This is a genomic window from Prochlorococcus sp. MIT 1341 (assembly GCF_034092415.1).
Taxonomy (GTDB): Bacteria; Cyanobacteriota; Cyanobacteriia; order PCC-6307; family Cyanobiaceae; genus AG-363-P08.
Map to the genome: position 1 here is coordinate 18,683 of NZ_CP139304.1, position 24,991 is coordinate 43,673.

At 40.9% G+C, this 24,991-nt stretch carries 19 protein-coding genes; 4 read left to right on the plus strand and 15 right to left on the minus strand.

Features of this window, described 5'->3' with window-relative positions; all coding sequences use genetic code 11:
* Positions 1-112: 112 nt before the first annotated feature.
* From petE to SOI84_RS00140, 8 genes are all read right to left on the minus strand, one after another.
* Complete coding sequence (gene petE / locus SOI84_RS00105; RefSeq protein ID WP_320674387.1) at positions 113-472, minus strand: plastocyanin; 360 nt, start codon at positions 470-472, stop codon at positions 113-115.
* Positions 473-512: 40 nt separating this feature from the next.
* The gene (locus tag SOI84_RS00110) at positions 513-1,505 is read right to left on the minus strand and encodes an NAD(P)-dependent oxidoreductase (RefSeq protein ID WP_320674388.1); all 993 of its coding nucleotides are present in this window, start codon (positions 1,503-1,505) and stop codon (positions 513-515) included.
* Positions 1,502-2,560 (minus strand): uroporphyrinogen decarboxylase, encoded by a 1,059-nt coding sequence (gene hemE / locus SOI84_RS00115; RefSeq protein WP_320674389.1) that lies wholly within the window; start codon positions 2,558-2,560, stop codon positions 1,502-1,504. Before hemE ends, SOI84_RS00110 begins: the two co-directional genes overlap by 4 nt.
* 80 nt (positions 2,561-2,640) lie before the next feature.
* Positions 2,641-4,941 carry a 1,4-alpha-glucan branching protein GlgB gene (gene glgB / locus SOI84_RS00120; RefSeq protein WP_320674390.1) on the minus strand — a complete coding sequence of 767 codons (2,301 nt, stop codon included), beginning with the start codon at positions 4,939-4,941 and terminating at the stop codon, positions 2,641-2,643.
* 133 nt (positions 4,942-5,074) lie between these two features.
* Complete coding sequence (locus SOI84_RS00125; protein ID WP_320674391.1) at positions 5,075-6,685, minus strand: CocE/NonD family hydrolase; 1,611 nt, start codon at positions 6,683-6,685, stop codon at positions 5,075-5,077.
* Entirely contained in the window at positions 6,675-6,917 is a 243-nt protein-coding gene (locus SOI84_RS00130; protein ID WP_320675468.1) for a hypothetical protein, read from the minus strand. The genes SOI84_RS00125 and SOI84_RS00130 overlap by 11 nt, the downstream gene beginning before the upstream one ends.
* Before the next feature lie 91 nt (positions 6,918-7,008).
* Complete coding sequence (locus SOI84_RS00135; protein ID WP_320674392.1) at positions 7,009-7,413, minus strand: DUF4332 domain-containing protein; 405 nt, start codon at positions 7,411-7,413, stop codon at positions 7,009-7,011.
* Positions 7,403-8,026, minus strand: a complete 624-nt coding sequence (locus SOI84_RS00140) for a Ycf51 family protein (RefSeq protein ID WP_320674393.1) — start codon at positions 8,024-8,026, stop codon at positions 7,403-7,405. The genes SOI84_RS00135 and SOI84_RS00140 overlap by 11 nt, the downstream gene beginning before the upstream one ends.
* 66 nt (positions 8,027-8,092) lie before the next feature.
* Here SOI84_RS00140 and SOI84_RS00145 point away from each other — a divergent pair, with 66 nt between their 5' ends.
* From SOI84_RS00145 to SOI84_RS00155, 3 genes are all read left to right on the plus strand, one after another.
* Complete coding sequence (locus SOI84_RS00145) at positions 8,093-12,082, plus strand: translocation/assembly module TamB domain-containing protein (RefSeq protein WP_320674394.1); 3,990 nt, start codon at positions 8,093-8,095, stop codon at positions 12,080-12,082.
* A 64-nt stretch (positions 12,083-12,146) separates the two neighbouring features.
* Entirely contained in the window at positions 12,147-13,463 is a 1,317-nt protein-coding gene (locus tag SOI84_RS00150; RefSeq protein WP_320674395.1) for a glutamate-5-semialdehyde dehydrogenase, read from the plus strand.
* On the plus strand, positions 13,460-13,846 hold the full coding sequence (locus SOI84_RS00155) for a dihydroneopterin aldolase (protein WP_320674396.1): 387 nt from the start codon (positions 13,460-13,462) through the stop codon (positions 13,844-13,846). The genes SOI84_RS00150 and SOI84_RS00155 overlap by 4 nt, the downstream gene beginning before the upstream one ends.
* A 47-nt stretch (positions 13,847-13,893) precedes the next feature.
* Here SOI84_RS00155 and SOI84_RS00160 read toward each other — a convergent pair whose 3' ends face one another.
* The 7 genes from SOI84_RS00160 to SOI84_RS00190 form a co-directional block, all read right to left on the minus strand.
* On the minus strand, positions 13,894-16,029 hold the full coding sequence (locus tag SOI84_RS00160; protein WP_320674397.1) for a M3 family metallopeptidase: 2,136 nt from the start codon (positions 16,027-16,029) through the stop codon (positions 13,894-13,896).
* A 2-nt stretch (positions 16,030-16,031) separates the two neighbouring features.
* A complete protein-coding gene (locus SOI84_RS00165) occupies positions 16,032-17,603 on the minus strand; it encodes an NAD(P)H-quinone oxidoreductase subunit 4 (protein WP_320674398.1) in 1,572 nt (523 codons plus the stop codon).
* Between the two features lie 55 nt (positions 17,604-17,658).
* Entirely contained in the window at positions 17,659-18,606 is a 948-nt protein-coding gene (gene thrB / locus SOI84_RS00170) for a homoserine kinase (RefSeq protein WP_320674400.1), read from the minus strand.
* A gap of 13 nt (positions 18,607-18,619) precedes the next feature.
* Positions 18,620-19,678 carry a glucokinase gene (locus SOI84_RS00175; RefSeq protein ID WP_320674401.1) on the minus strand — a complete coding sequence of 353 codons (1,059 nt, stop codon included), beginning with the start codon at positions 19,676-19,678 and terminating at the stop codon, positions 18,620-18,622.
* 101 nt (positions 19,679-19,779) lie between these two features.
* Complete coding sequence (gene thrS, locus SOI84_RS00180) at positions 19,780-21,702, minus strand: threonine--tRNA ligase (protein WP_320674402.1); 1,923 nt, start codon at positions 21,700-21,702, stop codon at positions 19,780-19,782.
* A 35-nt stretch (positions 21,703-21,737) separates the two neighbouring features.
* Positions 21,738-22,751 (minus strand): tryptophan--tRNA ligase, encoded by a 1,014-nt coding sequence (gene trpS / locus SOI84_RS00185; RefSeq protein ID WP_320674403.1) that lies wholly within the window; start codon positions 22,749-22,751, stop codon positions 21,738-21,740.
* Between the two features lie 3 nt (positions 22,752-22,754).
* Positions 22,755-23,345, minus strand: coding sequence for a hypothetical protein (locus SOI84_RS00190; RefSeq protein ID WP_320674404.1), 591 nt, complete (start codon positions 23,343-23,345; stop codon positions 22,755-22,757).
* Between the two features lie 233 nt (positions 23,346-23,578).
* Here SOI84_RS00190 and SOI84_RS00195 point away from each other — a divergent pair, with 233 nt between their 5' ends.
* Positions 23,579-24,934, plus strand: coding sequence for a YcjF family protein (locus SOI84_RS00195; protein WP_320674405.1), 1,356 nt, complete (start codon positions 23,579-23,581; stop codon positions 24,932-24,934).
* Positions 24,935-24,991: the final 57 nt, after the last annotated feature.

Genomic DNA, 24,991 nt, shown 5'->3' on the forward strand with positions numbered 1-24,991 from the left:
TATTAGAATAGGTCTAACTGCTCTTAGAAAAGAGCAGTTAGACCTATTAGTTACACCCTAGCTCTAATGAAAGAATTGATAAGGACTTGGGTGATCTATCTGTCTTGGAAATTTAATTGACTACAACTTTTCCAACCATTCCTGCTCCTCTATGGGGCTCGCAATAGAACTCATAGGTTCCAGCGGTTGAGAAGGTTTTTGTCCATGATTCGCCAGGGGCAAATGCAAGGTCTGCATGACTTAGCTCTTCATGGCCATCAAAAACTGCGTTATGAGGAGCAAGCTTGTTATTCACAAATTTGACACTGTCTCCAGAGCTAATAGTTACAGTGCTAGGGCTAAAGGCAAGCATTCCATCATCAGTTCCAAGCTTTACTTCGACAGTTGACGCTTGTGCTGAAGGAATTATTAGGCCTAATACCAACAGCATCCCAATGCATGCTGCTGCTATTGAGCGAAGTATTGAAGTCATTTGAATGGCATTACTAATTTATATTCTATCCTCCTTATACCTATTTTAGGCGTTTCTGTAGCCCAGATTGATTTAGTACGGCTTCTAGATCTTTGGCTTTACTCTTCCCCCCAAAGCGTTCCGGAGGGCTTATTGGATTATGAGTGAAATGCTTTTGTTTAATGCTGAAACGGTCCCAGTCATTGATTTTTATAGGCAAAACTTTGATTAGAACTTCTATTAACCACCCCCATAAAGGTAGCCCTGGTGTCCACCAAAGACCCCGCCAGATACATAGGGCCTTAATTGCTTGGTTGATTGTGATCGCTGGTTGGCCAAGGACTATTCGTCTTAGAGCTCCTTGGTTTGCTTCTGGATTCTTCAGGTGGGGTGTTGTAGCAAGATGACCGCATACAAAGGCAATGTCAGCAGCATGAATAAAGTGAAAGCTTGATTCTGTTCGAAGCAAGCGTGCTAGCCAAAGCCATTTGCTTGCCTCAATGAGCCCTTCTGTTAAGTAGCTGGATGGAAACGAGCTCTTACCATCAATTCGACCTCCGAAAACAAGCGTTGGGAATACGGCAATAATCCTTTCTGCTAATGGGTGAACTTCTAGTTCACGTAAGCATTGAGCTTTGGTTTGTATATATTCGGTGCCATATAGCAAGGCTTCTGGCAACGGTTGGAGTTCTCTGTTAAGGATGCTTGCTGTTGAGAAGTAGATGAATTGTTCTAAAAGATTGGGGTTTAGCAGTCTAAGGATTTCTTTTACTGCAACTACATTGACTTGTCTGGCTCTTTCAGGGTCTCCCCATGCTGTTGCTGTATGAATAACCCTAGTCACCTTGGAAAGTTCTTCATTAAATGAATCTGCTTCCCTTAAATCTCCAACAATTAAACGAACTCGTGAATTGTTTTTGGAAATAGCAGTGAGTTTTGTTGGGTCCCTTAGCCAGAGGAGTAAATCAGCTTCCGAGTTTTCCAACAGCCAGGCACAAACATATTGCCCAACACAGCCACTTGCACCAGTAATAAGAATCAGCTCTCTATTCAATTATCTGAACCAATTAAATCATTTACTGTTTTGCCTGCCTCAAAGAAAACTCTTGCATTATCTTCAGGAGTCCCTGGAAGAATTCCATGTCCAAGGTTAAGGATATGAATACGATCTTTGGCTTTCTTAACCGTATCAATAATTCTTTGGCGAATAGCATTAGGGGTTCCAAAAAGAAGTCCGGGATCAACATTGCCTTGAACACCGACTGTTTTTGGTAGGCGGGCACATCCCTCCGCCATATCTACAGTCCAGTCAAGTGAAACGATGTCCACGCCAGTTTGGCCCATCCTCTCCAGTACTCCTGCACTTCCTGAGATGTATAGAATTATTGGAGTGTTGGGATGTGTTTTTTTCACCAGATCTATTACTTGTTTTTGATAGGGAGCTGCAAATATTTCGTAATCAATAGGACTTAATTGACCCGCCCAGGAGTCAAACATTTGTACAACTTGTGCTCCAGAATTAATTTGATATCGCAAGTATTTTGCAATTGATTCTGCAAAATGATTTAGGAGCTTATGGAGAAGTTTTGGCTCTTGGAAGGCCATTGCTTTTATTACTGAGTAGTTTTTACTGCTTTTACCTTCGACGACGTAAGCCGCCAGGGTCCATGGTGCACCTACAAATCCAAGTACTGCAGCTTCATTCTTAACGCTTTCTCTTAATCGAGTAAGAACTTCCCCTACAAAAGGCATTGAATACTCTGGTTCTAATTGTCTAAGGCAGTCGACTTGGTTGATACTTCTAATTGGCTCTTGGATGAGAGGCCCTTTGCTCTCAACAATATCGAAATTAATTCCCATTCCAGGTAGCGGAGTGAGAATGTCTGAGAAAAGAATTACTCCATCAGGCTTGAAAGCTTTAAAAGGCTGCATTGATATTTCATAAGAAAGATCTGGGTTCTCGGATCTTTCTCTAAAACTTGGGTGTCTGTCACGGAGGTCTCGGTAGATCTTCATGTACCTACCGGCTTGTCTCATCATCCAAACGGGGGGACGCTCTACCGACTCACCGCGCGCGGCACGGAGTAAAAGTGGCAAGGAGTCGGACATTAATGAAAAGTGATCAGGCCGAAAACTTACTTTAGGGAGTTACCCTTTCAGCGATTATTGATACGTAGTCGAGAGGTTCTTCACATGTTTCTCTTGGCGTCAGATGTTTTCAGGTGATTTTTGGGCTGATGTTTTAAGACCACAACGCTAAGCGGTGGTAGGCAGAGATTTAGAGAATGCTCATATCCATGGCAGTTTTCTTCATCAGCAAATTTGCCTCCCATATTTCCCAGGTTGCTCCCTCCATAAAGGGCTGCATCAGTGTTAAGCACCTCTCTATAGAAACCACCTTTGGGAACACCTATTCGGTAATTAGAGTGGCTTTGGGGTGTGAAGTTCCCAATAACTATTAACCAGCTTCCAGAATCTCTTTCTCGGCGCATAAAGCTAATCACAGAATTTTTGCTGTCTGAGCAGTCAAGCCATTGGAAGCCATATTGGTCAAAATCATCTTTCCATAAAGCCCCCTCTGATTTGTATAACTTATTAAGATCATCGACTAAGGCCTGAATCCCTTTATGAGGTTCATAATTCAGTAAATTCCATTCAAGGTCACCCCAAACATTCCATTCCGAACGTTGGCCAAATTCCATGCCCATGAAAATTGTTTTTTTACCTGGATGCGTCCACATGTAGGCTAGAAGTGCCCTAGTATTAGCATATTTTTGCCAATCATCACCTGGCATCTTGTGCAAAAGATGACTTTTACCATGCACAACTTCATCATGACTTAAAGCGAGCATAAATTTTTCTGTATAGTTATACATAATTGAGAAGGTAATATTATTTTGATGGAACTGCCTAAACCAAGGATCATATTCAAAGTAGTCGAGCATATCGTGCATCCAACCCATATTCCATTTGAGGTTAAAACCCAGTCCTCCTACACTTGTAGGTTGAGTAACCATTGGCCAAGTTGTTGACTCCTCAGCAATAGATAATGCCCCCGGAAAATGTTCAAAAAGAACATGATTTGCTTGTTGAAGAAAACGAACTGCTTCTGTATTTTCTCTTCCGCCTGATTCGTTAGGTAACCATTCTCCTTCGGGACGAAGATAGTCTCTGTAGAGCATTGATGCGACTGCATCTACACGTATTCCATCAATATGAAATTGTTCGAACCAGTAGATAAGATTAGCGACAAGAAAGTTCCTGACCTCATTGCGACTGTAATTAAAAATAAGTGTTCCCCATTCTTTATGCTCGCCAATCCTTGAGTCTGAATGTTCATAAAGGTGGCTGCCATCGAAGAAAGCAAGTCCATGCCCGTCTTTAGGAAAGTGTCCTGGTACCCAATCTAAAATTATTCCAATACCTTCTTGGTGGCATCGATCTACAAAATTCCTGAATTCATCAGGGGTTCCGTATCGACTTGTTGGCGCATACCATCCAGTTACTTGATATCCCCAAGAACCATCAAAAGGATGCTCAGAAATTGGCATCAATTCGATGTGAGTGAACCCTCTTTCTTTGACATAAGGAATCAACTTGTCAGCTAATTCGGTATAGGTAAGGAACCTCGCGTGAGGCTTCATTTCTGCAGCAGGTACAGGAGGTCTGGCTTGCTCATTATCCTTTTCTATAAAAGGGTTATTAATTGCATCATGCATCCAACTACCTAAATGCATTTCATATACAGAAATAGGCTGGTCTATTGGATTTTCGCCATTTCTTTTAGAAATCCATTTTTTATCATGCCATTTATAGTTATCGAGTTTTGTGATTATTGAGCTTGTTGCAGGGCGAACTTCATGTTGAAAACCATAGGGATCAGTTTTTTGATAACAATGTCCTGCTTCGGTTCGTATTTCGTATTTATAAAGCATTTTTTCTTTCATACCAGGTATGAATAGTTCCCAAATTCCGCCTTCTCTTTTTTGCATTGGATGATGCCGGCCGTCCCAAGAGTTGAGATCACTTAATACACCAACGCTCCTAGCGTTTGGAGCCCATAGACAGAAAAGTGTTCCAGCCACACCTTCACGTTCGATGAGGTGGGCACCCATCTTTCTCCAAATGTGGTGATGATTGCCTTCAGCAAAAAGATGCCTATCAATTTCTCCCATCCATTCTTCGCGGAATGCCCAAGGATCATTTTGTTTATGTGTAACCCCTGCTCTAGTTACTTCTAGTTGGTAGTTGATCCCAGGTTTTTTTTTGAGAACTACTTCGAAAATCCAAGGGTGGTTTGGATTCTTCATGGCAACGCTTTTGCCATTAAGAAGCAGATTTACTTCAGATGCCTCTGGTATCCAGGCTCGAATAATCCAATCTTCCTTAAGTTGTTGCGGACCAAGGATTGCATAGGGATCGTCATGCCGACAATCAGCCAAGCGAATTCCTGCTTCTGCCATCCAGTTAAATACAAAACTGGTGCTCATTTGACCTTGGCGGTGGAGGCTTGGAGCTTAATGCGTTGGGCTAGTTGATTTATGTGCATTTGGATATTTATCTGAGGTTTTCTTTTGAATTCTCTCTGAGATTGTTTATTGGTTTTGTCATCTCCAAATTCATTTAGAATATGAATGGTAAAAATAGTAGCTCTGAGCCTTCAAGGTTAAGGCTAAGAGTAATTGTATTGGATGATGGCCTTGGTGCACCGAAAGTCTCGTTAGTGCTTCCATTGTTCACTCCAATGGCTGGCCAGGAAGAAGGAGCAATAGACAACCTTAGATTTTGCCCAGTTAACAAGTCTGCTCTCAATGGTTGAAGAAGGATTTGATGAAATGATTCTTCTAAAGCTTTTGATCCAATGACTCTTAAAAATCCAGTTGAAAGCTGCATTACTTTCTCCTTTTTTTTATCCACTGCTGAAAGAGCTATACATAGGTCGAAACCTTTCTGGTCAGAATGTGCTTTGATTCTCAGAGACGGTACACCTTCTAAGTGAAGGGTTTTGGTTAGCACCTTGCTTGTGAACTTGGCTACATCCATCCTTAAGTCAATCTTTCGTCTGTCAACCAAACCAGGCTCTTCAGATAGATGGCCTCCTACGGCTGGTACTGGGCGCCACGGATCGTGGACTAAGGTCACTCCTCCACTTCCTTTTGCCGCTGTTAGGAGGGCTCCCTCTTCTTCGCTTGCACAAGCAAGCCCATCACTAGAAAGGCTCCATACAGAACCTAAAGGCTTGGAGGGCTTGCTTAAATCTTTAGGCGTTTCCCATCGTTCGGTAGTTATGTTCCAAAGTTTTATTAGAGACTTATGATTCGGTGTATCTCCATCTTTTTTTAGGTGTTTGTTAAAGAATTCAAGTTGTAATTGATTTGTCCCCTGCCACCATTCGAGGTGAGTGGCAGGACCTATATGAATTTCAGGATTTCCACCAGAATTTTTTGAAAGATTGTATAAATCAAAAATTCCTCTGAGATGAGGGTCCCACCAACCCCCAATTAAAAACATTGGCTTTTTTAACCATGTTTTTAATGGTTTATGCTTTTGTGAAATGTTGATCTTTTCGGAGCTCTGCGTAAGCCATTTAATAGCCATCCCTTTTGGGTCGTATGTTTTAAGTATTTGTTCGCCATGCTGTAAATAACTTCCACTTGTAAGGGCTTCCCTCATGTCGAGCCAATCCGACTCTTTTTTGTCTCTTTTTGCTTTTAAAGCGGCTAATTGAATTCCCCAGGCAATTCCAATATGCCACCAATAAGCACCCCCATCACAGCTCCAGTGAGAGCATTCGTCTAAACCTGTCATTGCTGGAGCAAGACAATCTGGAGGAGGAGTTCCTGGATTTGCTAATAGTTGGGTAAAACCTTGATATGAAAAACCGTAGGTTCCTATTTTTCCGTTGCACTCTGACAAAGACCTTACCCAAGAATGCGTTTCGGTTGTGTCTGATTCCTCTTGGCAAAAACCATTAAATTCTCCACCTGAATCACCTTGCCCACGAACATCTTGGACGATTACTAAATAACCATGGCTAGCCCACCATTCTGGATGAGCATAAGTAATAGTTGATGCTATAGATTTCCCATAGGGTTGACGCATTAGTAATGCCGGCCATGGACCACCTTCTTTAGGGTGCCAACATCTGGAAATTAAACTTACCCCATCTTTAAGGGTTAAAGATATGTCTCGCCAGACTATTGAGCCAGGTTGAAAACTTCGTTTAGCGAACATCAGGGCAGTTCAATCCAATAACATACGTTGAAAGAATCTCTGCATCTATTGGATTTAGATTTCGTTTGCGGGCCACTTCACTTATTGCAATGTTAGAGCTAGCAGATATTCCTTTTTCGTTTAGAGCTTTAAATTCCTTGCAAAGTGCAATTGCTTCTTGAGGATTGCCCTTTACACTTTCTAGAAGACTTGACTGAGCCTTAGCCGTTGAGATGTTGCTTAATCCAATCATTATGATTGGGACCAAGTATTTAATTGAGATCCCACTTTGCGAAATAAACATATTTGAATGTAAGAACAACGCATGATGATCTGATGTTAGGTCAGTTGGCTATTTTTATGCCTTTTGCACGTTGAATCCATTCATTTGCTTTAACAAGATCAATTGAGTTTTGAAAGTCACTTTTAAGTTGACGTTGAAGCCGTCCAGTTTTTTTAACAACTTCTTGTGGGGTTGTGTTGGTCAGGGCTGCGGCCGATGAAAGCCCTGAGTGCATTAGAAGGGCAGCTTCATGAGGCTCAATGCTTAGTTCGCAGACAAGTTTTGCTATGCCACGGATTTTTTTCAAGTTTCTACTAGATAAATTGCCCTTTCTTGTTAATAGGCTTATTTCTGAATCCCTTAGAGCTTTTAGCTCTAGCCAGGTTCTTGTTCCCGCAGCTCGAAGAGTATTGATTTCTTTTTTGAAGTTTTTAGATAAGAACGTTAAGCTATCTTTAGTTTTCATCAGAGTTTAAGGAAGTTTCTTCATCAGAGTTTAAGGAAGTTTCTTCATCAGAGTTTAAGGAAGTTTCTTCATCAGAGTTTAAGGAAGTTTCTTCATCAGAGTTTAAGGAAGTTTCTTCATCAGAGTTTAAGGAAATCTCTTCATCTACCTTTAAAGGAACATTGATTGTCGTGTTTTGCTTGAGATCCCGAATCACTTCTCCGAGGATTTTAGGTTGGCTGATCCCTTCACCATTTGATAACACTTGTCTAATACGTATATGAACAGGGGCGCCATTTCGCCCTCCTCCTCGAAGGTTTTCAGCTAATTGCAGCAATGTTGGTTCAATTGATTCTTCTGGAAAATCGTTGTTAGCTTGTGCTACAACAAGATTGTCTCCATTGTCGAAGACAATCGGGGGGTGTAACGCGCCTTCTATTACTACTGGAGGCGTATAGCTAATACCAAAGGCCCATGAACTGCCAGCTAAAAGCAGCGTAAATGCTAAGACTCCTACTAAGCGAAAGCTTTGCTTCCATTTGACCAAAAATGAGATCAATGTCAAAAGGCTCAGTGCAAGTGAGGCCCAAAGAAGCCATTTGGTGGATGTTTGAAGAAGCTCGAGAAGAGACATGGGCTGGTGAAGATGGGATTGAGTCTTTATAGTTCAGCTAACTCCCTGAAAGATTAAAGCGAAGTCATGGGAGTAAGGTTTAGATCCTTTGCCAAGAAGCGGTGGAAGCTCCTAGGAGCTTTGACTTCCCTACTTACAGTGGGAGGAGGTTCTTTTGTAGTAACAGACAGGTTAGTTTCTTTAATTGTTGATCGTCTTCGCCCAGATCTTGAGAAGCAACTTTCAAAACCTTTAGGCCACCCCATAAAAATTGGTCCATACCGTGGACTAAGGCTTTGGGGATTGGCAATTGGGCAAACAGAGATTTTTTCAGGACCCCTTGATGAATCATCGGCAAAGTTTTTAGGAGGAAAAATTGGATTTGCGCCGTTAGCTAGTTTTCTTCATTGGCGACCGGTTGTTGAGATTAAGTTGAATGGAGCGGATTTTAGATTTCGTCGTAATAAAAATGGCTCTTATTGGGTACCTGGCAATTTAAACGGGGATTCTTCTCCAAGATTTGATTTTCGTTTCAGTTTTCTTGATCCGGTCAAAGTACACTTGGAACCTTCAGCTTTAACACTACTAGCGAGTGCGAAAGGTCAGGTTCATTTTGGGATAAGAAGAGTCGGTGGCATGGTGAGGTTGAAATTTCCGGATAGTGGAAGTTTGTTTTTGCAAGGTCAGGGAAGCTGGGACAAATATGACTTCCATGCAAATACACGCTTGAAGGATGTTGACCTTGAATCTTTGCAAGAGTTATTTAGTGCTATTCCTCTTACTACTAAGGGGAGACTTGATGGGGACTTCGGATTTCATATTAAGAATGGAAGACTTAATTGCCTTGGCGAGTTGAATCTTGACGGATTTAAGATCAAAACCTTTAATCTTAAGCAGCCAGTTTCTTCTCCTAAAACTAGTCTTAATTGTGCAAAAGACCGCGTTAATTTTCCAAAGAGTAATTGGCAATATGGACCATTGATAGGTTCTTTTGGAGGGGATTTTCTTTTTGAATCTTCCCCAAAAAGATTTGGAGGTGGATCTGGCTTGTTACGAGTTAACTACTTTGGCAATGATGATCAGAAGCTTAAAGCTGTTTTGCCTATAGCTGTCAGGAGAGAAGGTTTAGAAATTGGTGAGCTAGAAGCTGTTTTAGATTTGAAGAGTTTGCCTTTGGCTCGTGTTGGCCAAGTAATTGGTGTTCCAATTGGTGGCACGCTTACTACTCGGGGTCGAATTAATGGTCCACTCAGGTCTCTAGAACCAGATATTTCTCTTCGACTGGAGAATCCTGAAGTTAGTTCTATTCGTCTTCAAGAGGATTGGAGGGGCAAATTTCTTTCTGAAAACAGTAAAGGTAGTTCGCTCCATATGACTCCTGTTGGAGATGTAATCCCTGCGAAATTATCGGCTACTTTTACGCCCCAATTGAGGTTAAGAAACGTCATTGCTAGACGCTCTGATGGATCTTTTTCCTTAATACGTGATGCAGAAGATGGAAGTTATAGCTGGAAAGCTGATCGGTTGAAATTAGATGGTGTAGAGTTCGCTTTACCACCTCAAAAACGTTATGAAAGGATTTTTGGAGAGTTAACTGGGGATGGTATCTTTAATCTTCAAAAGAAATCAGTAGAAGGGAAGGTTCGACTTAGTTCCCCAAGAACTATGGGTTTGGATCTTCGCGAAGCTTCCTTGGAAGGAAGTGTTGTTGATAACTATTACTCACTCCAGGGAAGTATGCTTCCCCCCGATATTGGCGAGGTAGTAATTAATGCATCAGGACGTTTAGGTGGAAGGCTGCATGCCAAGGCAAAGGCTCGAGGTGTAAGTGCGCGTTGGCTTACTGTTAGCGCCCTCCAGTTACCGAAAATCAGCCTAAGGACAACCCCTTCCAATGGGGATGCAAAAGATCTAGGAACTTTTATAACAAAATCATTTGGAAGTTCTGTTAATGATCAATTAAAAGGAGTTTTAGCTTCAAAAGATTTCTTGAGGAAAGCAGATGAATCAAGCAAGAAAAAGATTCTTAACCCCCAAGATCTTAGGGGTAAATTGGATGCAGATTTTGATTTGAAAGGACCTAATTTATCAAAATTAAGTCTTGCTCTCAAGATTGAAGGAAATGTGTGGGCTGATGGTCAAGGTGAAAGTTCTTTGAATGATGTAAAGCCTTTTGTGGCTAAATTAAATGGACCGTTGGAAGGAGGAGAGGGAACATTTTCTCTGCTAAATATTCCTTTTTCACTATTGTCTTTAGTTGCTCCTATCCCAAGTGGCTTAAATGGAGGGTTAGGGCTATCCGGAACATATCGCAGGAAAAAAGAGGACTTAGAGCTTTCTGCTGATTTGATGCTTGAACAAGCAAAACTTGGCTCTAATTACCTTGTTATTGAACGGGGCAAACTAGGCTTCTCTAAATCGATTTTAGACCTAGATATATCATTGCGAAGTTCTTCTTCTTCTGAGCCGATTAATTTAATAGGTAAGGTGCCGATAAATGCATCTTTACCGATGAATCTAAGATTAGAAAGCCATGGTGATGGTCTTAATTTTCTTGCTAGCTTAAGTAATGGGTCTGCTTTTTGGAACTCAGGGGATTCTCATTTAAAACTTTTGATTACGGGAACTTTTAACAATCCAAATGCTAATGGATATTTAGTTATAGAGAATGCCGATTTCGTATACAACGATCAATTGATCACTGATGTAAATACCTCTATGATATTTGATTTCAATCGATTAGAGTTTCAGGACCTTCAGGCAAAAATAGGGACTAATGGTATTGTCTCAGGCAAGGGTGCTATAGCATTAATTAAACCTTCTATTGAGCGACAGCCTTTAGAACTTAATATTGATCAAACTAGGCTTAGATTACCTGTTGCAGATGTAGAGATCTCAGGAAATATAGTTTTAACACGATCACTCCTTAAACCGACATTTGGCGGTCAATTAACTATTCAAAAAGGATCTATATCACCAGGGAAATCAGGCTTAGTTGGTAAGACAGTTAATGCCAATGTAGATGATAAACAAGAACTCGAGAAAACTTCTGAACAAAATATTTACTCTTCGAGGCTATTGGAAGAACAGAAATGGGATTTTGAAAAGCCTTTGGTTCTTCTTGGACGCGATGTTGAGCCTAATGCTAGTAAAATGTTGCGTTCAAGTATTCCAAATGTAGAGTCTTTAAGTTTTGATAATCTACGCTTACGTTTAGGCTCTGACCTTCGAATATTATCTCAACCACTTGCTAATTTTGGTACAGAAGGCTTCTTGACCTTGAATGGTTCTTTAGGGCCTTCTTTGCAGCCTAGAGGTGTTGTGAAATTGCTAAGCGGACGTGTGAATCTATTTACTACGACTTTTAACCTTGATAGAAAAGCGGCAAATGTTGCTGTATTTACTCCATCTTTAGGACTAATTCCTTATGTTGATGTCTCTTTGACTAGTAGGGTCGCGGAAAGTGTGAGTGAAAGTAATAACTTTCAGTCTTCTAATGTTTTTGCGAAAAATGGTACAGGTCCCTTTGGGGTTGGGGGCTTTCGTCTTGTAAGAGTTATGGTTCAAGCTACTGGCCCTGCTGATCGCATCGCTGAGAACATTCAATTAAGGAGCTCTCCTCCTATGCCTAGGGCACAACTATTAGGGTTGATTGGGGGTAATACTTTGGCAGGACTAACTGGAGGAGGTGATAATGAAATGATTGCGAGTGTACTTGGGAGGTCACTCCTCTCTCCTGTCTTGGGAACTATTTCTGATTCATTTAGTGATCGATTGCAATTATCTCTGTATCCAACTTATGTTAATGCTGAAGACAACGAAGAAGCTGGTGATGTCAAAGCTACTTCTCAAGAGGATACGCCAGTTGAGGCCCCACCAGAACAAGCCTGGGTAACAGAAATAGGGATCGATATTACTGAAAGATTCAACTTTTCTGTACTTGCAACACCCAATCGAAAGGATATTCCTCCCCAGGGCACACTTTCTTACCAGGTGACACCAAATCTTGGGTTAGCTGGTTCTTTAGATAAGGAAGGAGCATGGCAAAGCCAGTTGCAATTGTTCTTTCGTTTTTGAATCTATTTCCCATTCTTCTAGTTAATTGGCTACAAAGACGAGATGAGGTCTAATTTTTAATTCCATGACGAAATCTCTTCAAGTTCCTGAGCCCTCAAATGACTTGCTTGAACTAGCAGCTGGTGTTCGTCGAAGCGCAATGTCGTTAGGCCAGAAAGATGATAATCAAAGGAAGTCGGCTATTGAGGCGATGGCAGCTTCCTTAGAAGTTAATAAATCTAAAATAGTGGTAGCTAACGAAAAAGATTTAAAGACTGCTAAGCAAGATGGATTGGCAGATGCTTTGATAGCTCGATTAAAACTGGATGAGGTAAAACTTAAAGGGGCTATTGCAGGAATGTTGCAGGTGGCTGATTTGCCTGATCCCTTAGGGATACGTCAGGTTCATCGAGAGCTTGATGAAAATCTTGTTTTGGATCGTGTGACGGTCCCTTTGGGAGTGCTTGGAGTGATTTTTGAGGCTCGTCCTGATGCAGTTATACAGATAGCCTCACTTGCTATTCGTTCAGGAAACGGAGCTTTGTTGAAGGGAGGAAGTGAGGCCTTGCTTACAAATGAAGCTATTATGAAAGCATTAAAAGAAGGTTTGCATTCTTCAGAAGTAGAATCAGATTCTTTAGCTCTTTTAACCACCAGAAAAGAAAGTCTTTCAATGCTTAAGCTTGATGGCTTCCTTGATTTAATAATTCCTAGAGGCAGTAATCAATTGGTCCAATTTATTCAGGACAATACTAGAATTCCTGTTTTGGGACATGCTGATGGGATTTGTCATTTATATATTGATTCAGAGGCTGACCTTCAAAAGGCATTAAGAATTTCGATCGATAGTAAGACGCAATATCCTGCTGCTTGTAACGCAATAGAAACTTTACTTGTTCATCATGATATTGCGGAACAGTTTCTTACTCTTGCTATTCCTATTTTTAATAAGTTAGGAGTTCGTTTGCTCGGGGATCTTTCTAGTCAGAAATTAGGAGTGCAGGAATTAGCTGATGAAAGCGATTGGAGTAAGGAATATTTGGACCTTATTCTCTCTATAAAGATAGTGTCTAATATTGATGAGGCGATAGACCACATTCACCGTTTCGGGTCAAGGCATACAGAGGCCATAGTTACTAGTAATGAGCAAAATGCTGAATTCTTTCTGCGCGCAGTTGATAGTTCAGGGGTCTATCACAATTGTTCCACTAGATTTGCTGATGGATTTCGCTATGGATTTGGGGCTGAGGTTGGTATTAGTACTCAGACCTTGCCACCTAGAGGCCCTGTTGGGCTTGAGGGACTCGTTACTTATCGCTATAGGCTACGAGGAGATGGTCATATTGCTGAAGAATTTAACTCTGGAGAAAAGTCTTTTTCTCATATTGATTTGCCATTGTGAAAAGTCATCTTCTTAATGGAGTCATCCATGTTTGCGATGTGAACCTATGGGCACATGTTGGCCTATTGGAAGAGGAGCAAAGAGATGGGCAATGGTTTTCTTTGGACTTTAGCTTAAAGTTGAACCTTGATCTCGCTGCAAAAGATGATGATATTGAGGCTACTGCCGACTATAGCCTTGCAATTAAAGCTCTTCAGCAACTTTCCTTTGACTTGACGTGTTTCACAATTGAGCATTTTAGTGATCTAATTCTCACTAAGTTAGAGGATTTATATGGTTATTTGCCTATGAGAGTAAGGCTTACTAAATGTTCTCCTCCTTTGTATGGTTTCCATGGAAATGTCTCTATAGAGAGAACTAGAAATTGTTACTATAAAGATTAATTTAACTGCAAAAAATTATTAATTTATTAAAGGTACTTGAGAGTGATTTATCCATGCTTTTTCAGTCCAGAATGTCTAATAAGTGCTTCAGTGCTAGGGGGCCTTCCTCGAAACTTTCTAAAGATATCTGAAGGAGACATGCTTCCTCCAAGGCTTAAGATTGTTTCTTTAAAAAGGGTTCCTTTTAATTTGATTTCTTCTTCATTATTTAAGTCAGATTCTTCAAAGGCTGCAAAAGCATCTGCACTTAGAACCTCTGCCCATTTATAAGAGTAATAGCCTGCTGCATAACCTCCTGCAAAGATGTGTCCAAATGAACAGAGGAACTGATCTTCTTTAATTGGTGGAATTACAGTTGTATTCTTTGCTATTACACGACGTAATTGATCTGGTTTGACCCCTAATTCTGGCCCCCAAATATTGTGGAGTCTAAGGTCAGTAAGTGCAAAATGAATTTGACGCAATGTTGACAATCCTGAATTGAAATTGCGACTTTGGCGTAGTTTCCTAAACTCTTCTTCTGGAAGAGGCTCGTCGGTTTGCCAGTGTCGAGCCATCCCTAGAAGAGTTTGTCGATCAAGACACCAGTTTTCCATGAACTGGCTAGGAAGTTCAACTGCATCCCACTCCACATTATTTATGCCAGCCGCTTGTGGATAGTTGATCGTAGTGAGCATATGTTGGAGTCCATGACCAAATTCGTGAAATAAAGTTTCGACTTCTTCAAAACTCATTAGGCTCGGAGAAGACCCAACTGGTGGGGTCTGATTGCAAATTAAGTAGGCGATCGGAAGCGTTGGCTTTCCTTGATTAGACATGCCTCGAGATAAGCACTCATCCATCCATGCGCCTCCTCTTTTGCTGGCTGGCCTGCTATACGGATCTAAATAGAAAGCTGCTAAATCCTTACCTTCAAGGTCAAGTACCTTATAAAAACAAACATCAGAATGCCACTTGGGAACATTTGAATTGTCTGGAACTATTGAAATATCAAACAGTCGATTGCATAAATTAAATAATCCATCAAGGACTTTTGGAAGAGGGAACCATGGGCGTAGTTTTTCATGGTTCAAGTTGAATTTTTTTTGCCGCAGTTGCTCTGACCAAAAACTCACATCCCAAGGTGCTATTTCGGAGATGTTAGTATCACTACTTTTTTGGGCATAGCTAGATAAATTATCAAGTTCCTTCTTTGCAGCTGGTAAAGCAGCCAACCGCAATTCATCCAATAATTTTTCTACAGCATCTACATTCTTAGCCATTTTGTTGGAAAGGCTTAGTTCTGCCCAGCTTTTATAACCTAAAAGTTTGGCTTGTTGTTTTCTTAAGGTAAGGATTTCTTCGATAAGTGGGTTGTTGTTCTTCTTTCCTTGGCTAGCTCTTTGTACATATGCCTTATAGACAATTTCTCTTAGCGACCTTTTTTTAGCATGAGTAATGAATGGTATATAGCTAGGGATGTCAAGTTTTAATCGCCAGGGACCAGTTTCATATGTCGGAGATTGTTTTTGCTCGTAAAGATCACCTGCATCTTTTGCCTCTTTAGCTAGTGCCTCAAGGATACGCTTTGGCAATCCATCAACGTCGGACTTTTTTGTAAGCACTAGGCTCCATTGTTGAGTTGCATCGAGAAGATTGTTGCTGAAGTTGGTACTTAATTCAGCAAGCCTTTCTGTAGCTGAGTTGAATTCCGACTGAGTTTTGCCTTCTAGTCCAACTCCACGATGTTTCATTGATAAAAGCTCAGATTCAAGAATTCTTCTTTGTACCTTGTCTAGAAATTTGTTATTTTTATTATTTAGTTTAGTAAGGGCATTGTATATTACCTTGCTTTGACCAAGACGGTTTAAGAGGCGAACTACCTCAGGCTGTTGTTCTGAAAAAACTTTCCTTAGCTCTTTTGTATTTGAGACACCATTAAGATGGGAGATAACTCCCCATGTCCATTTAATTCTTTCTGAAAGCTGATAGATTGGATTCATTATCTCTTCCCAAGTTAACTTGTTATTAATTTCTAAGAGCTTGCGGAAATTATTTTCTATTTTCGTTAGGTCTTTATGAAATTCTTTAAGTAGTATAGGTAGCTCTTTTTCAATAGTTTCGGGTGTTATGTATTGGTAGTTTGGTATGCCATGGCCTACTAGAACTTTTTGTAGCTTTTCAGGAGAATCTTTTTTAGACATTTTTAGGCAATATGTAGGCTTTGAGAAAGAGCTATGAGGCTGCTACTAAGTAATTTGTCTGACAAGACATTTGTAGAAGCTTTATACAGGTCAATTGCAATGCGGGGCCAGAAGCCAATCATAAGAGTAGGAATTACAAGGCTAAGTCCAATTAATAACTCTCTAATGTTCATATCATCAATCAATGCTAATGCTGGTATTCTTGGACCAAAGAATACTCTGCGACACATTGATAATAGATAAATTGGTGTTAAGACAAGACCTATAGCTGCAATGAATATTGCGAGAGACCTAAAAGTTGAAGTAAAAAGCTCTTGACTTGTTATCCCTAGAAATACAGTGATTTCACTTATGAACCCGCTCATGCCTGGCAAGGCAAGCGACGCTAGTGAGCTAGTTAAGAAAAAGGCAAATGTGATCGGAAGGGCTTTCGCTACTCCACCCATATTTGGTATTGAAAGTGTTTTTGTCCTTTGGTAGAACGTTCCTGTTATAAAAAACATAGCGGCAGCAATCAATCCATGGCTTATCATTTGAAGCATTGCTCCACTTATTCCAAGTGCATTAATTGCCCCAATTCCTAGGAGTACAAAACCCATATGACTTACTGAGCTGCATGCAATACGGCGTTTTACATTGTCTTGTGCAAACGCATTTAGGGCGCCATAGATAATATTTACTATCCCAATAACAATTAGAGCAGGAGCTAATTGGATATGTATTTGAGGAAGCATTTGAACATTAAATCTTATAAGAGCATATCCACCCATTTTCAGCAGGACTCCTGCTAAGAGCATTGAGACCGGAGCATTAGCTTCTCCATGTGCGTCTGGTAACCAGGTGTGTAATGGGAAGATCGGAAGTTTTACTCCAAAGCCAATCAAGAATCCTAAGTAGCAAAGTAAGCCAAAACTTCCATTTGGAGAAAGTTCAGTTAATTCACTCAAGTTAAGAGTAAATGTTGAGCCTGAAAAGGCTAGTGCAAGGCCGCTAATAAGTATTAGCAATGAGGCTAATGCTGTATAAAGAATAAACTTAGTTGCTGCATATAGACGTCTAGAACCTCCCCAGATAGCAATTAATAGGTAAACAGGGACGAGCTCTAATTCCCATGAAAGAAAAAACAGCAGAAAATCCTGTGATAGGAATACTAGAGCTTGTGCAGACGCCTGAATTAGCAACAACGAGAAATAGAGCTTAGATTTGCTTTTTATCTCCCAGCTCGCAGCAGCAGAGAGAAGTGTAATCACTCCACTAAGTATTACTAGAGGAGCTGAAATCCCATCAACTCCAAGAGACCATTCAAGACCAATTGGCTGAATCCAACTAAAACGTTCAACTAATTGAAGACCTCCATCTTGCCTATTAAAATATTTTGTAAAGACGAAAAGTATCAATAAGAAATCTGCAAAAAGTATCGAGATTGCAAGGTTTCTTGGTGATTCGGAAGAGTTTTTTTCATCCCCCGGCAAAATTTGCATTAAAAGCGCCCCAGCTGCTGGTAGCAGCACGATGAGCGAAAGCCATGGAATGGTTGCTTGGGACGCAGCCGATATGGGCAGATTGGCGTCCATGGTGGCAAGTGAGACTAGATGAATTTATCAGCTCCTGGTCCTTTGCTGGGTAATTTTACCCAGTTGTGTATGGCTGCCAGTGGCTTCCTGTTGTCTGGAGGCTAAGAACAGGAGCCCTGCTGGCTACACCAGCAGCTTCCCATGCCTTAACCATAGCCTGACTTACTGTTCGTCCGGCACTTTCTGGGCATAGAGCAAGAAGACTTGGTCCTGCGCCACTTATTACACAGCCCCAAGCCCCTGATTCTATTGCGGCTTCCCTAACAGCTAATCCTCCTTTGATTAGCCTCCATCTGTATGGTTCATGAAGCCTGTCATGCATTCCATCTGCAATTAAGTCCCCATTGCCGGTCCTCAGTCCCTGTAGAAGAAGAGTTAACGCACCAAGATTTACTACTGAGTCCTCAATTGGAATTGTTTTTGGCATTGCTCGTCTTGCTTCGCTAGTGCTTAAACGAATTGAAGGAATCGCAACCACGGCTTTTACTGAATTCGACCATTCGCATCGAACAACTCTCCACCTATCAGAAAACGCCTTTGCGGTGATGCATAGTCCGCCCAGTAGGGATGGAACGACATTGTCAGGATGTCCCTCGATATCTATTGCCAGTTCTAATAGTTTTTCTTTCTTCAATGGGTTCCCTATTAGTGCATTAGCACCAACAAGACCAGCAACTATTGCTGTTGCACTGCTTCCTAATCCTCTTGCTGGCGGGACAGCGAGCCTTACACGAGCTTGTAACCCAAAAGGCTCTTGCCTCGCTGTTTTCCAGACTCTTTGCGCGGATTTATAAACAAGGTTCTCAGGGCCTCCTCGGAGATGACTTCCTTCGCTACCTTCAATAATTAGTTCAAACCTTTCGCCATCCCCTTCGACCCTTTGCATCTCAAAGCGATTGTTGAGATCGAGAGCTGCGCCTAGGCAGTCAAAACCTGGCCCAAGGTTGGCTGTAGTAGACGGAACGTCCACTAAAACTTTTTGACCAATGCGCGGTTGCGCCATTCTCGTTTATCTTTCAGCCCATCCTCCCACTTTGATAAGCCATTTTGTGGGCTTTACATGCGGCACTAAAGAGTCCTAATTCTTGATCGATCAAGGCTGTGACAGGGATACCCTTCAAAAACTCAGTGAAACGTCCTTTATTGCGAAGCGCTTCTAGAAAAGTTTTAGATCTAAGCCCATCTATTTGCTTGGGAGTAGTGCCACCACTCAGCCAAAGGCCCGAGTAGCAAAGTTCGTGTAAGGCAATATCGCCTACAGCTGATCCATAGGCACTTAGCCATATCCTTAGGGCCTTTTTCATCAAGGGATCACCTTTTTTGGCAGCATGTGAGGCAAGAGAAGGTAGATCTGATTGGCTATTAATATGAGATTTCTCGGAATTCCAGATTGTTGCAACCTCATGAAGTGGGTGTGAAACATTGGCTTTTTTAGTGAGAATCCACTTGGCAATATTTCCTAAACCAGTTCCACTAACTATTCGCTCAACGGACAGACGATCTATGTTAAGGTCTTCTTTTATCCATTTAGATAATTCCCATTCCTCTTGATTACGAGGGGCAAACTCGACATGCCCACCTTCACTAGGAAGAGCTATTACTCCCTCATTTGTTCTTAAACCTCTCGCTATTCCTAGTCCTGTGCCTGCCCCAACAATTGTAAAAACACCTTTGGAAAGCCTTTGCTTTTTATTAGACTGAATTTCAATTATTTGATCTTGGTTTAGGAAATCTAGGCCATAAACTAGAACTTCAAAATCATTTATTATCTCAATATCATCAACTTCAGAAGTCTTGCATATTTCTTCTAAGTCTAATTTCCATGGAAGGTTTGTTATTTTTACTGATTCCCCTTCTAATCGCCCTGCCACTGCAAGGCAACCATGACTGGGCTTCGTAATCTCAGGAGGTATATTCTGCACAAAGTGAGAAATAACTTCCTCCAGTGAAGACCAGTCAGAAGAAAAATACTTCTTCCTATATTTTTGAATAGGGACAATGTCCCATTCATATATGGCAAGAAGTATTTTTGTCCCTCCAATGTCACCAGCCAGAAGGTTTAACTTTTTATTCATGCTTGCAAGTTAGCTAAAACGTTTTAGAAAATCAATATCTAATTGGTCTCTATGTATTTTCTTTGGAATTTCTTTTCGGACACTTTGGAGTAGATCTACTGTTAATTTGTTTTGATATTTCCCAGTCTTGAAATTTCTTTGTCCATTAACTTTCTGAAGTTTTCTAGTTTCATTCCACCTAAATCTTCGCCTCCTAAAGTCCTTACTGCTATTAGATTTTTGTTTTCTTCCTCGTCTCCAATGATCAATAGGAATGGTATTTTTTGTAATGTATGCTCTCTAATTTTAAAACCTATTTTCTCATTGCGTAAATCAATGTTTACTCTGTAGCCAGAATTCTTCAGCTTGCTAAGCAGTTTTTGGCAATACTTAGAATTCCTATCTGTAATTGACATTATCATTATTTGTATAGGTGCTAGCCAGACGGGGAACCTGCCTGCATAATGTTCAATTAAAATTCCTATAAATCTTTCAAATGAGCCCAGGATTGCTCTATGTAACATTACAGGGTTCTTCCTACTATTGTCTTCTGCAATATAAGTTGCACCTAGCCTTTCTGGCATGGAAAAATCTACTTGGATAGTCCCACATTGCCATACTCTTCCAAGGCAATCTCTTAGAGAAAATTCAATTTTAGGCCCATAAAAAGCTCCTTCGCCTGGGAGGAGCTCCCAGTTAAGACCTTTTGCTTCAAGAGCATCTGAGAGGGCTTTTTCAGATTTATCCCAAATCTGCTCACTGCCAACTCGTTTATCAGGTCTTGTAGATAATTTTATGAGTATTGAATCAAAGCCAAAGGCCTTGTAGACTTTAAATACTAGATCAATAAAATTAGATACTTCTTCTTGAATTTGTAATTCTGTGCAAAAGATATGTGCATCGTCTTGTACAAAATTTCTGACTCTCATTAACCCATGCAATGCTCCAGATGGTTCGTTTCTGTGGCATGAACCAAACTCGGACAACCTTAGTGGGAGATCTCTATAGCTCTTAAGATTTCTATTGAAGACTTGTATGTGGCAAGGACAGTTCATTGGCTTTATTGCATACTCTCTATTCTCTGATGTTGTTGTAAACATTTCATCTTTGAATTTGTCCCAATGACCAGATTTCTCCCATAGAGTCCTATCAACTGCTTGAGGTGTTTTTATCTCTTCGTAGCCATTAGCTTGCAATTCATTTCTTATATATGTTTCTAGAGTTTGATATATACTCCAGCCTTTAGGGTGCCAAAATATCATTCCTGGAGACTCCTCTTGAGTATGAAATAGGGACATCTGCTTGGCTATTTTTCGATGGTCTCTCTTTTCGGCCTCTTCTATCATTTCCAAGTGTTTTCTTAGTTCCTTAGTTGATGACCATGCTGTTCCATAGATTCGCTGTAGCATTTCATTTTTAGAATCCCCTCTCCAGTAAGCTCCAGAGACCTTCATTAATTTGAAGTGTTTAAGATGTCTTGTATTGGGGACATGTGGTCCTCTGCACATATCAACATACTCTTGATGATAATAGAGCTTTATTTCCTCATCTCTAGGGATTTCATTTACTATATCTATTTTATAATTTTCGTCCCTTTCTTTAAAGGTTCTTAGCGCTTGTTCTTTTGTCACTACTTTTACGATAATTTCATAATTTAGTTTTATTAGCTCTTCCATCCTTTCTTGGATGGAGATTAAATCATCAGGAGTAAATGCCTTTTTGTAGGCGATATCATAATAAAATCCATCTTTTATTACTGGGCCTATTGCCATTTTTGCTGTTGGATATAATTGTTTGACTGCGTGGCCAACAAGATGAGCACAAGAGTGTCTTATTGTTTCTATTCCTTCCTGATCCCTAGATGTAATTATATTGACTACAGCATCATCTTTAATTGGGATGCAGGTATCGATTAAATTACCATTAACTTTTCCCGCAACTGCAGCTTTAGCAAGTCCTGCCCCAATGCTTTCAGCAACTTCCATAGTAGTAACTGGATCATTGAACTTCTTCTGACTTCCATCAGGCAGGGTAATTAGTGGCATGGCTGATTATTTAAGTTATTGATTAGTGGGTTGGCTTAGGGTGATAAGAACCCTAGAGCTTTGCGAACTCGATAAAGTGTATTTTGAGCGGTTTCTTCAGCTTTGTTTTTACCTTTATTCAGGATAAGGTATAAATCTTCTGGGTTCTCTCTTAGTTTTTTATACTTTTCTTGGATTGGCTCTAGTGCAGAGATAGTCGCGTCAGTAAGAAGGGGTTTGAATTTCCCCCAACCCATTTCCGAACATTCTTTTTGTGCCAGATCTTGAGTTTTATTTGTAAGAATTGCATAGATACCTAGTAAATTCTCTGCTTCGGGGCGCTCCGGATTACCAAATTCGAGACCCATGTGGGGATCTGTTTTGGCACGTTTAATTTTTTTGCGGACTAACTCAGGTGGATCTAGAAGATTAATTCTACTGCTTTCATTTTCATCGCTTTTACTCATTTTTCTTTGACCATCACTAAGACTCATGATTCGTGATCCCATTTTTAGGATCAAGGGTTTAGGAACCTTAAGGATGTTGTTTTCCTTATTGCTTCCAAATCTTGCATTGATGCGTTGTTGGGCGATGTCTCTTGCTAGCTCAAGATGTTGTTTTTGATCTTCTCCAACAGGTACAAAATCTGCGTCATAAAGGAGAATGTCAGAAGCCATTAGAACTGGGTAATCAAGAAGCCCTACAGATACATTTTCTCCTTGCTTAATAGACTTTTCTTTGAACTGGATCATTCTTTCTAACCAGTTCAAAGGAGTAACACAATTCAGTAGCCAGCAGAGCTCACTATGAGCGCTGATATGGCTTTGGACAAAGATCGTGCATTTAGAAGGGTCAATACCGCACGCTACATAGAGAGCTGCTGTTGAGAGGGTGTTTTCAGCAAGTCTTTTGGGATCATGTGGGGTCGTTATTGCATGAAGATCAACTACGCAGAAGAATGTTTCATGGTTTTCTTGCAGTGCAGTCCAATTTCTTATGGCGCCTAGCCAATTGCCAAGATGAAGTGATCCAGTGGGTTGTACACCGGATAGAACGCGAGGGCGCTCCATCTTTTAGCCCTCTTTAGGAGTGCTTTTTACTTGATCTTCTATCTGGGTGTTTTTGGGAGTGCCAGATTCCTGCTCTTCAATTTTCAAAGAAGGGCTTTCAATGCCTGATTCTTGTTGAGGAATATCATCTTCTTTTAAAATTTCTTCTTCAGGAGGAGGAGATTCTTGTGATTCTTGATGAGAATTTTTAGGTTGTGGTTTGTCAGGTCTTGCAAAAGGATTAGGTTTGTTTTCACCTTTCCTTGGATTATTAAAACCACCTTTTCTAGAAAAGTTAGAGCTCTCGTCTCTTCGCCCAACTTTGTGTTGGTCTTGAGATTTGGATAGCTCTAGTACTTCATCAAGTTTTCCTTCTTCAAGCATTTGTCCCAAAGTCCTTAGGGAAAATCCCAGAACTGCAACTGTAGAACGAAGGTTGAAGGCTTCTTGAAGTGCACGAGCAGAGCGCATTTCATTATCGCTAAGGCGAATTTTAAATCCACCTCCATCTCTATTGCCAGGACCCCGCCCTCCTCGGAATCCGGCTTGTCGGTTTTCTCGAGAGCCGTAAGAGTTCCTTTCTCTTTGCTGCGGATCGCTGTATGAATCCGTCATTGTGTTGCTTTTGCTTATGCCAAATTGTTGCTCATACTAGGGGCAAATGTCGAATAATTTTCACCCTCGGGTACGGATTTGGTATTGGGAAACCTTAAAAACCTCTTTCTGAAAGCTTTGAAAATCTTTTGTTGATTTTTTTGCTCGTTTGTGACCTTCTTCAAAGAGTGGGGCAAATATAATTTGCCTTTGGCGTTAATTGAGCTAAGAAGAATGAAATACCCTTAGGCGAAGTGAAATTTCTATCTCTGCCTTCCGCTCCTTTTGCACCTTCTTTAAATCATCTTGGCAAATGGGCACTATTGCTTGGAACTTTGTTGTTTGGTCAATGGTTTTTCAATGATGTTGTTCATATACCTGGAGGTGGGTTAGGACTTCTCTTTGCAGGTGCAGGTTTTTGGTGGCTATCCAAGCCTTTGGTTGCAAAATTTGAGGCACCCATAACTATTCAAGGATGGGTTAGAAAATGTGAGGAGGTCTTGAAAGATTTCGAAGAACTAGATGAGGATTCCTCTCCCCAGCAAATTAATCAGCGAGCTTTGCTTCTTAAGCAAATAACAGAAAGGTCGGGTCCTCAAGATATTGCTTTGGTTACTTCTATTGGAGGATCTCTACCGGAGAAAGACTCTTTTCAGAAAGGGTTTGCCCCTCTTTCTACTCTCACTTTTTCCTGGTCAAGTCCTTTGCCATTGGCAGATGAAGCATGGCTATGGCCAGATGAGTTGCATCAGAAGGATGTTGTTCTGTATTTCTTGCCTTTGCCATTAAGGGCTGCCGATCTTCTTTGGCTTGAAAATGTTCCCAACTCACAGCCCTCGTGGATTGTTGTTACCTGGAAGGATTCTGAAGCATGGTCTGATCAGCTAAAAACACTTCAAGCTCAATTACCTCATAGATGGACTGGTCGTGTTATTAGGTTGTCAGAAAGCGAGGTGCAGGATTCAGTTCAAAGAGCATTGCTTCCGGTTAGAGATTGTTTGGAGAATTCCAAAAAGAATCTCGAGAACACTAAACATAGATTGCTTTCAAAATTACATTCCACTTGGCAGGCAGAACTAGAGAATCTTCGTCGAGAACGCTTCAGAAGCATCCAAAAGAGAACACAATGGATGGTTGCAGGGGCTGTTTTTGCTTCTCCAGTCCCCTCTACAGATTTACTCGCTGTTGCCGTAGTGAATGGATTAATGATTAAGGAGATGACAAAAATATGGTCATGTCCTTGGAAACCAGAAGTCATGCAAATAGCTGCTCGTCAACTGGCTGGCGCAGCAATTGCACAAGGTGTTGTTGAATGGAGTGGCCAAGCTTTGATCTCTGCATCCAAATTAGATGGGGGGAGCTGGGTGGCTGCTGGCACACTTCAGGCTCTTAATGCAGCTTATTTAACTCGTGTTGTAGGTAGATCAATGGCAGATTGGCTCGCCTTAAATAGTGGTGTAGAAGAGCCTGATCTCGAGGCCTTGAAGTTGAAGTCATCTGAATTGGTTGCAAATGCCGCTGAGAAGGAACGAGTCGATTGGTCCGCTTTCCTAAAGCAATCAAGAGATTGGCTTAGTGAAAGGGCAATACCATTGGCCTTTAATTCCTGAAAACATCTAATACTTTCAAAAAATCGATTATTGCCCAAAATGCTCAATAAGAGCTTT

Bases quoted from the DNA above. Each gene is read 5' to 3' on its own strand.
- petE (WP_320674387.1), bottom strand. From the start codon at position 472: ATGACTTCAATACTTCGCTCAATAGCAGCAGCATGCATTGGGATGCTG.
- hemE (WP_320674389.1), bottom strand. From the start codon at position 2,560: ATGTCCGACTCCTTGCCACTTTTACTCCGTGCCGCGCGCGGTGAGTCG.
- glgB (WP_320674390.1), bottom strand. From the start codon at position 4,941: ATGAGCACCAGTTTTGTATTTAACTGGATGGCAGAAGCAGGAATTCGC.
- SOI84_RS00125 (WP_320674391.1), bottom strand. From the start codon at position 6,685: ATGTTCGCTAAACGAAGTTTTCAACCTGGCTCAATAGTCTGGCGAGAC.
- SOI84_RS00130 (WP_320675468.1), bottom strand. From the start codon at position 6,917: ATGATTGGATTAAGCAACATCTCAACGGCTAAGGCTCAGTCAAGTCTT.
- SOI84_RS00135 (WP_320674392.1), bottom strand. From the start codon at position 7,413: ATGAAAACTAAAGATAGCTTAACGTTCTTATCTAAAAACTTCAAAAAA.
- SOI84_RS00140 (WP_320674393.1), bottom strand. From the start codon at position 8,026: ATGTCTCTTCTCGAGCTTCTTCAAACATCCACCAAATGGCTTCTTTGG.
- SOI84_RS00145 (WP_320674394.1), top strand. From the start codon at position 8,093: ATGGGAGTAAGGTTTAGATCCTTTGCCAAGAAGCGGTGGAAGCTCCTA.
- SOI84_RS00150 (WP_320674395.1), top strand. From the start codon at position 12,147: ATGACGAAATCTCTTCAAGTTCCTGAGCCCTCAAATGACTTGCTTGAA.
- SOI84_RS00160 (WP_320674397.1), bottom strand. From the start codon at position 16,029: ATGTCTAAAAAAGATTCTCCTGAAAAGCTACAAAAAGTTCTAGTAGGC.
- SOI84_RS00165 (WP_320674398.1), bottom strand. From the start codon at position 17,603: ATGGACGCCAATCTGCCCATATCGGCTGCGTCCCAAGCAACCATTCCA.
- thrB (WP_320674400.1), bottom strand. From the start codon at position 18,606: ATGGCGCAACCGCGCATTGGTCAAAAAGTTTTAGTGGACGTTCCGTCT.
- SOI84_RS00175 (WP_320674401.1), bottom strand. From the start codon at position 19,678: ATGAATAAAAAGTTAAACCTTCTGGCTGGTGACATTGGAGGGACAAAA.
- thrS (WP_320674402.1), bottom strand. From the start codon at position 21,702: ATGCCACTAATTACCCTGCCTGATGGAAGTCAGAAGAAGTTCAATGAT.
- trpS (WP_320674403.1), bottom strand. From the start codon at position 22,751: ATGGAGCGCCCTCGCGTTCTATCCGGTGTACAACCCACTGGATCACTT.
- SOI84_RS00190 (WP_320674404.1), bottom strand. From the start codon at position 23,345: ATGACGGATTCATACAGCGATCCGCAGCAAAGAGAAAGGAACTCTTAC.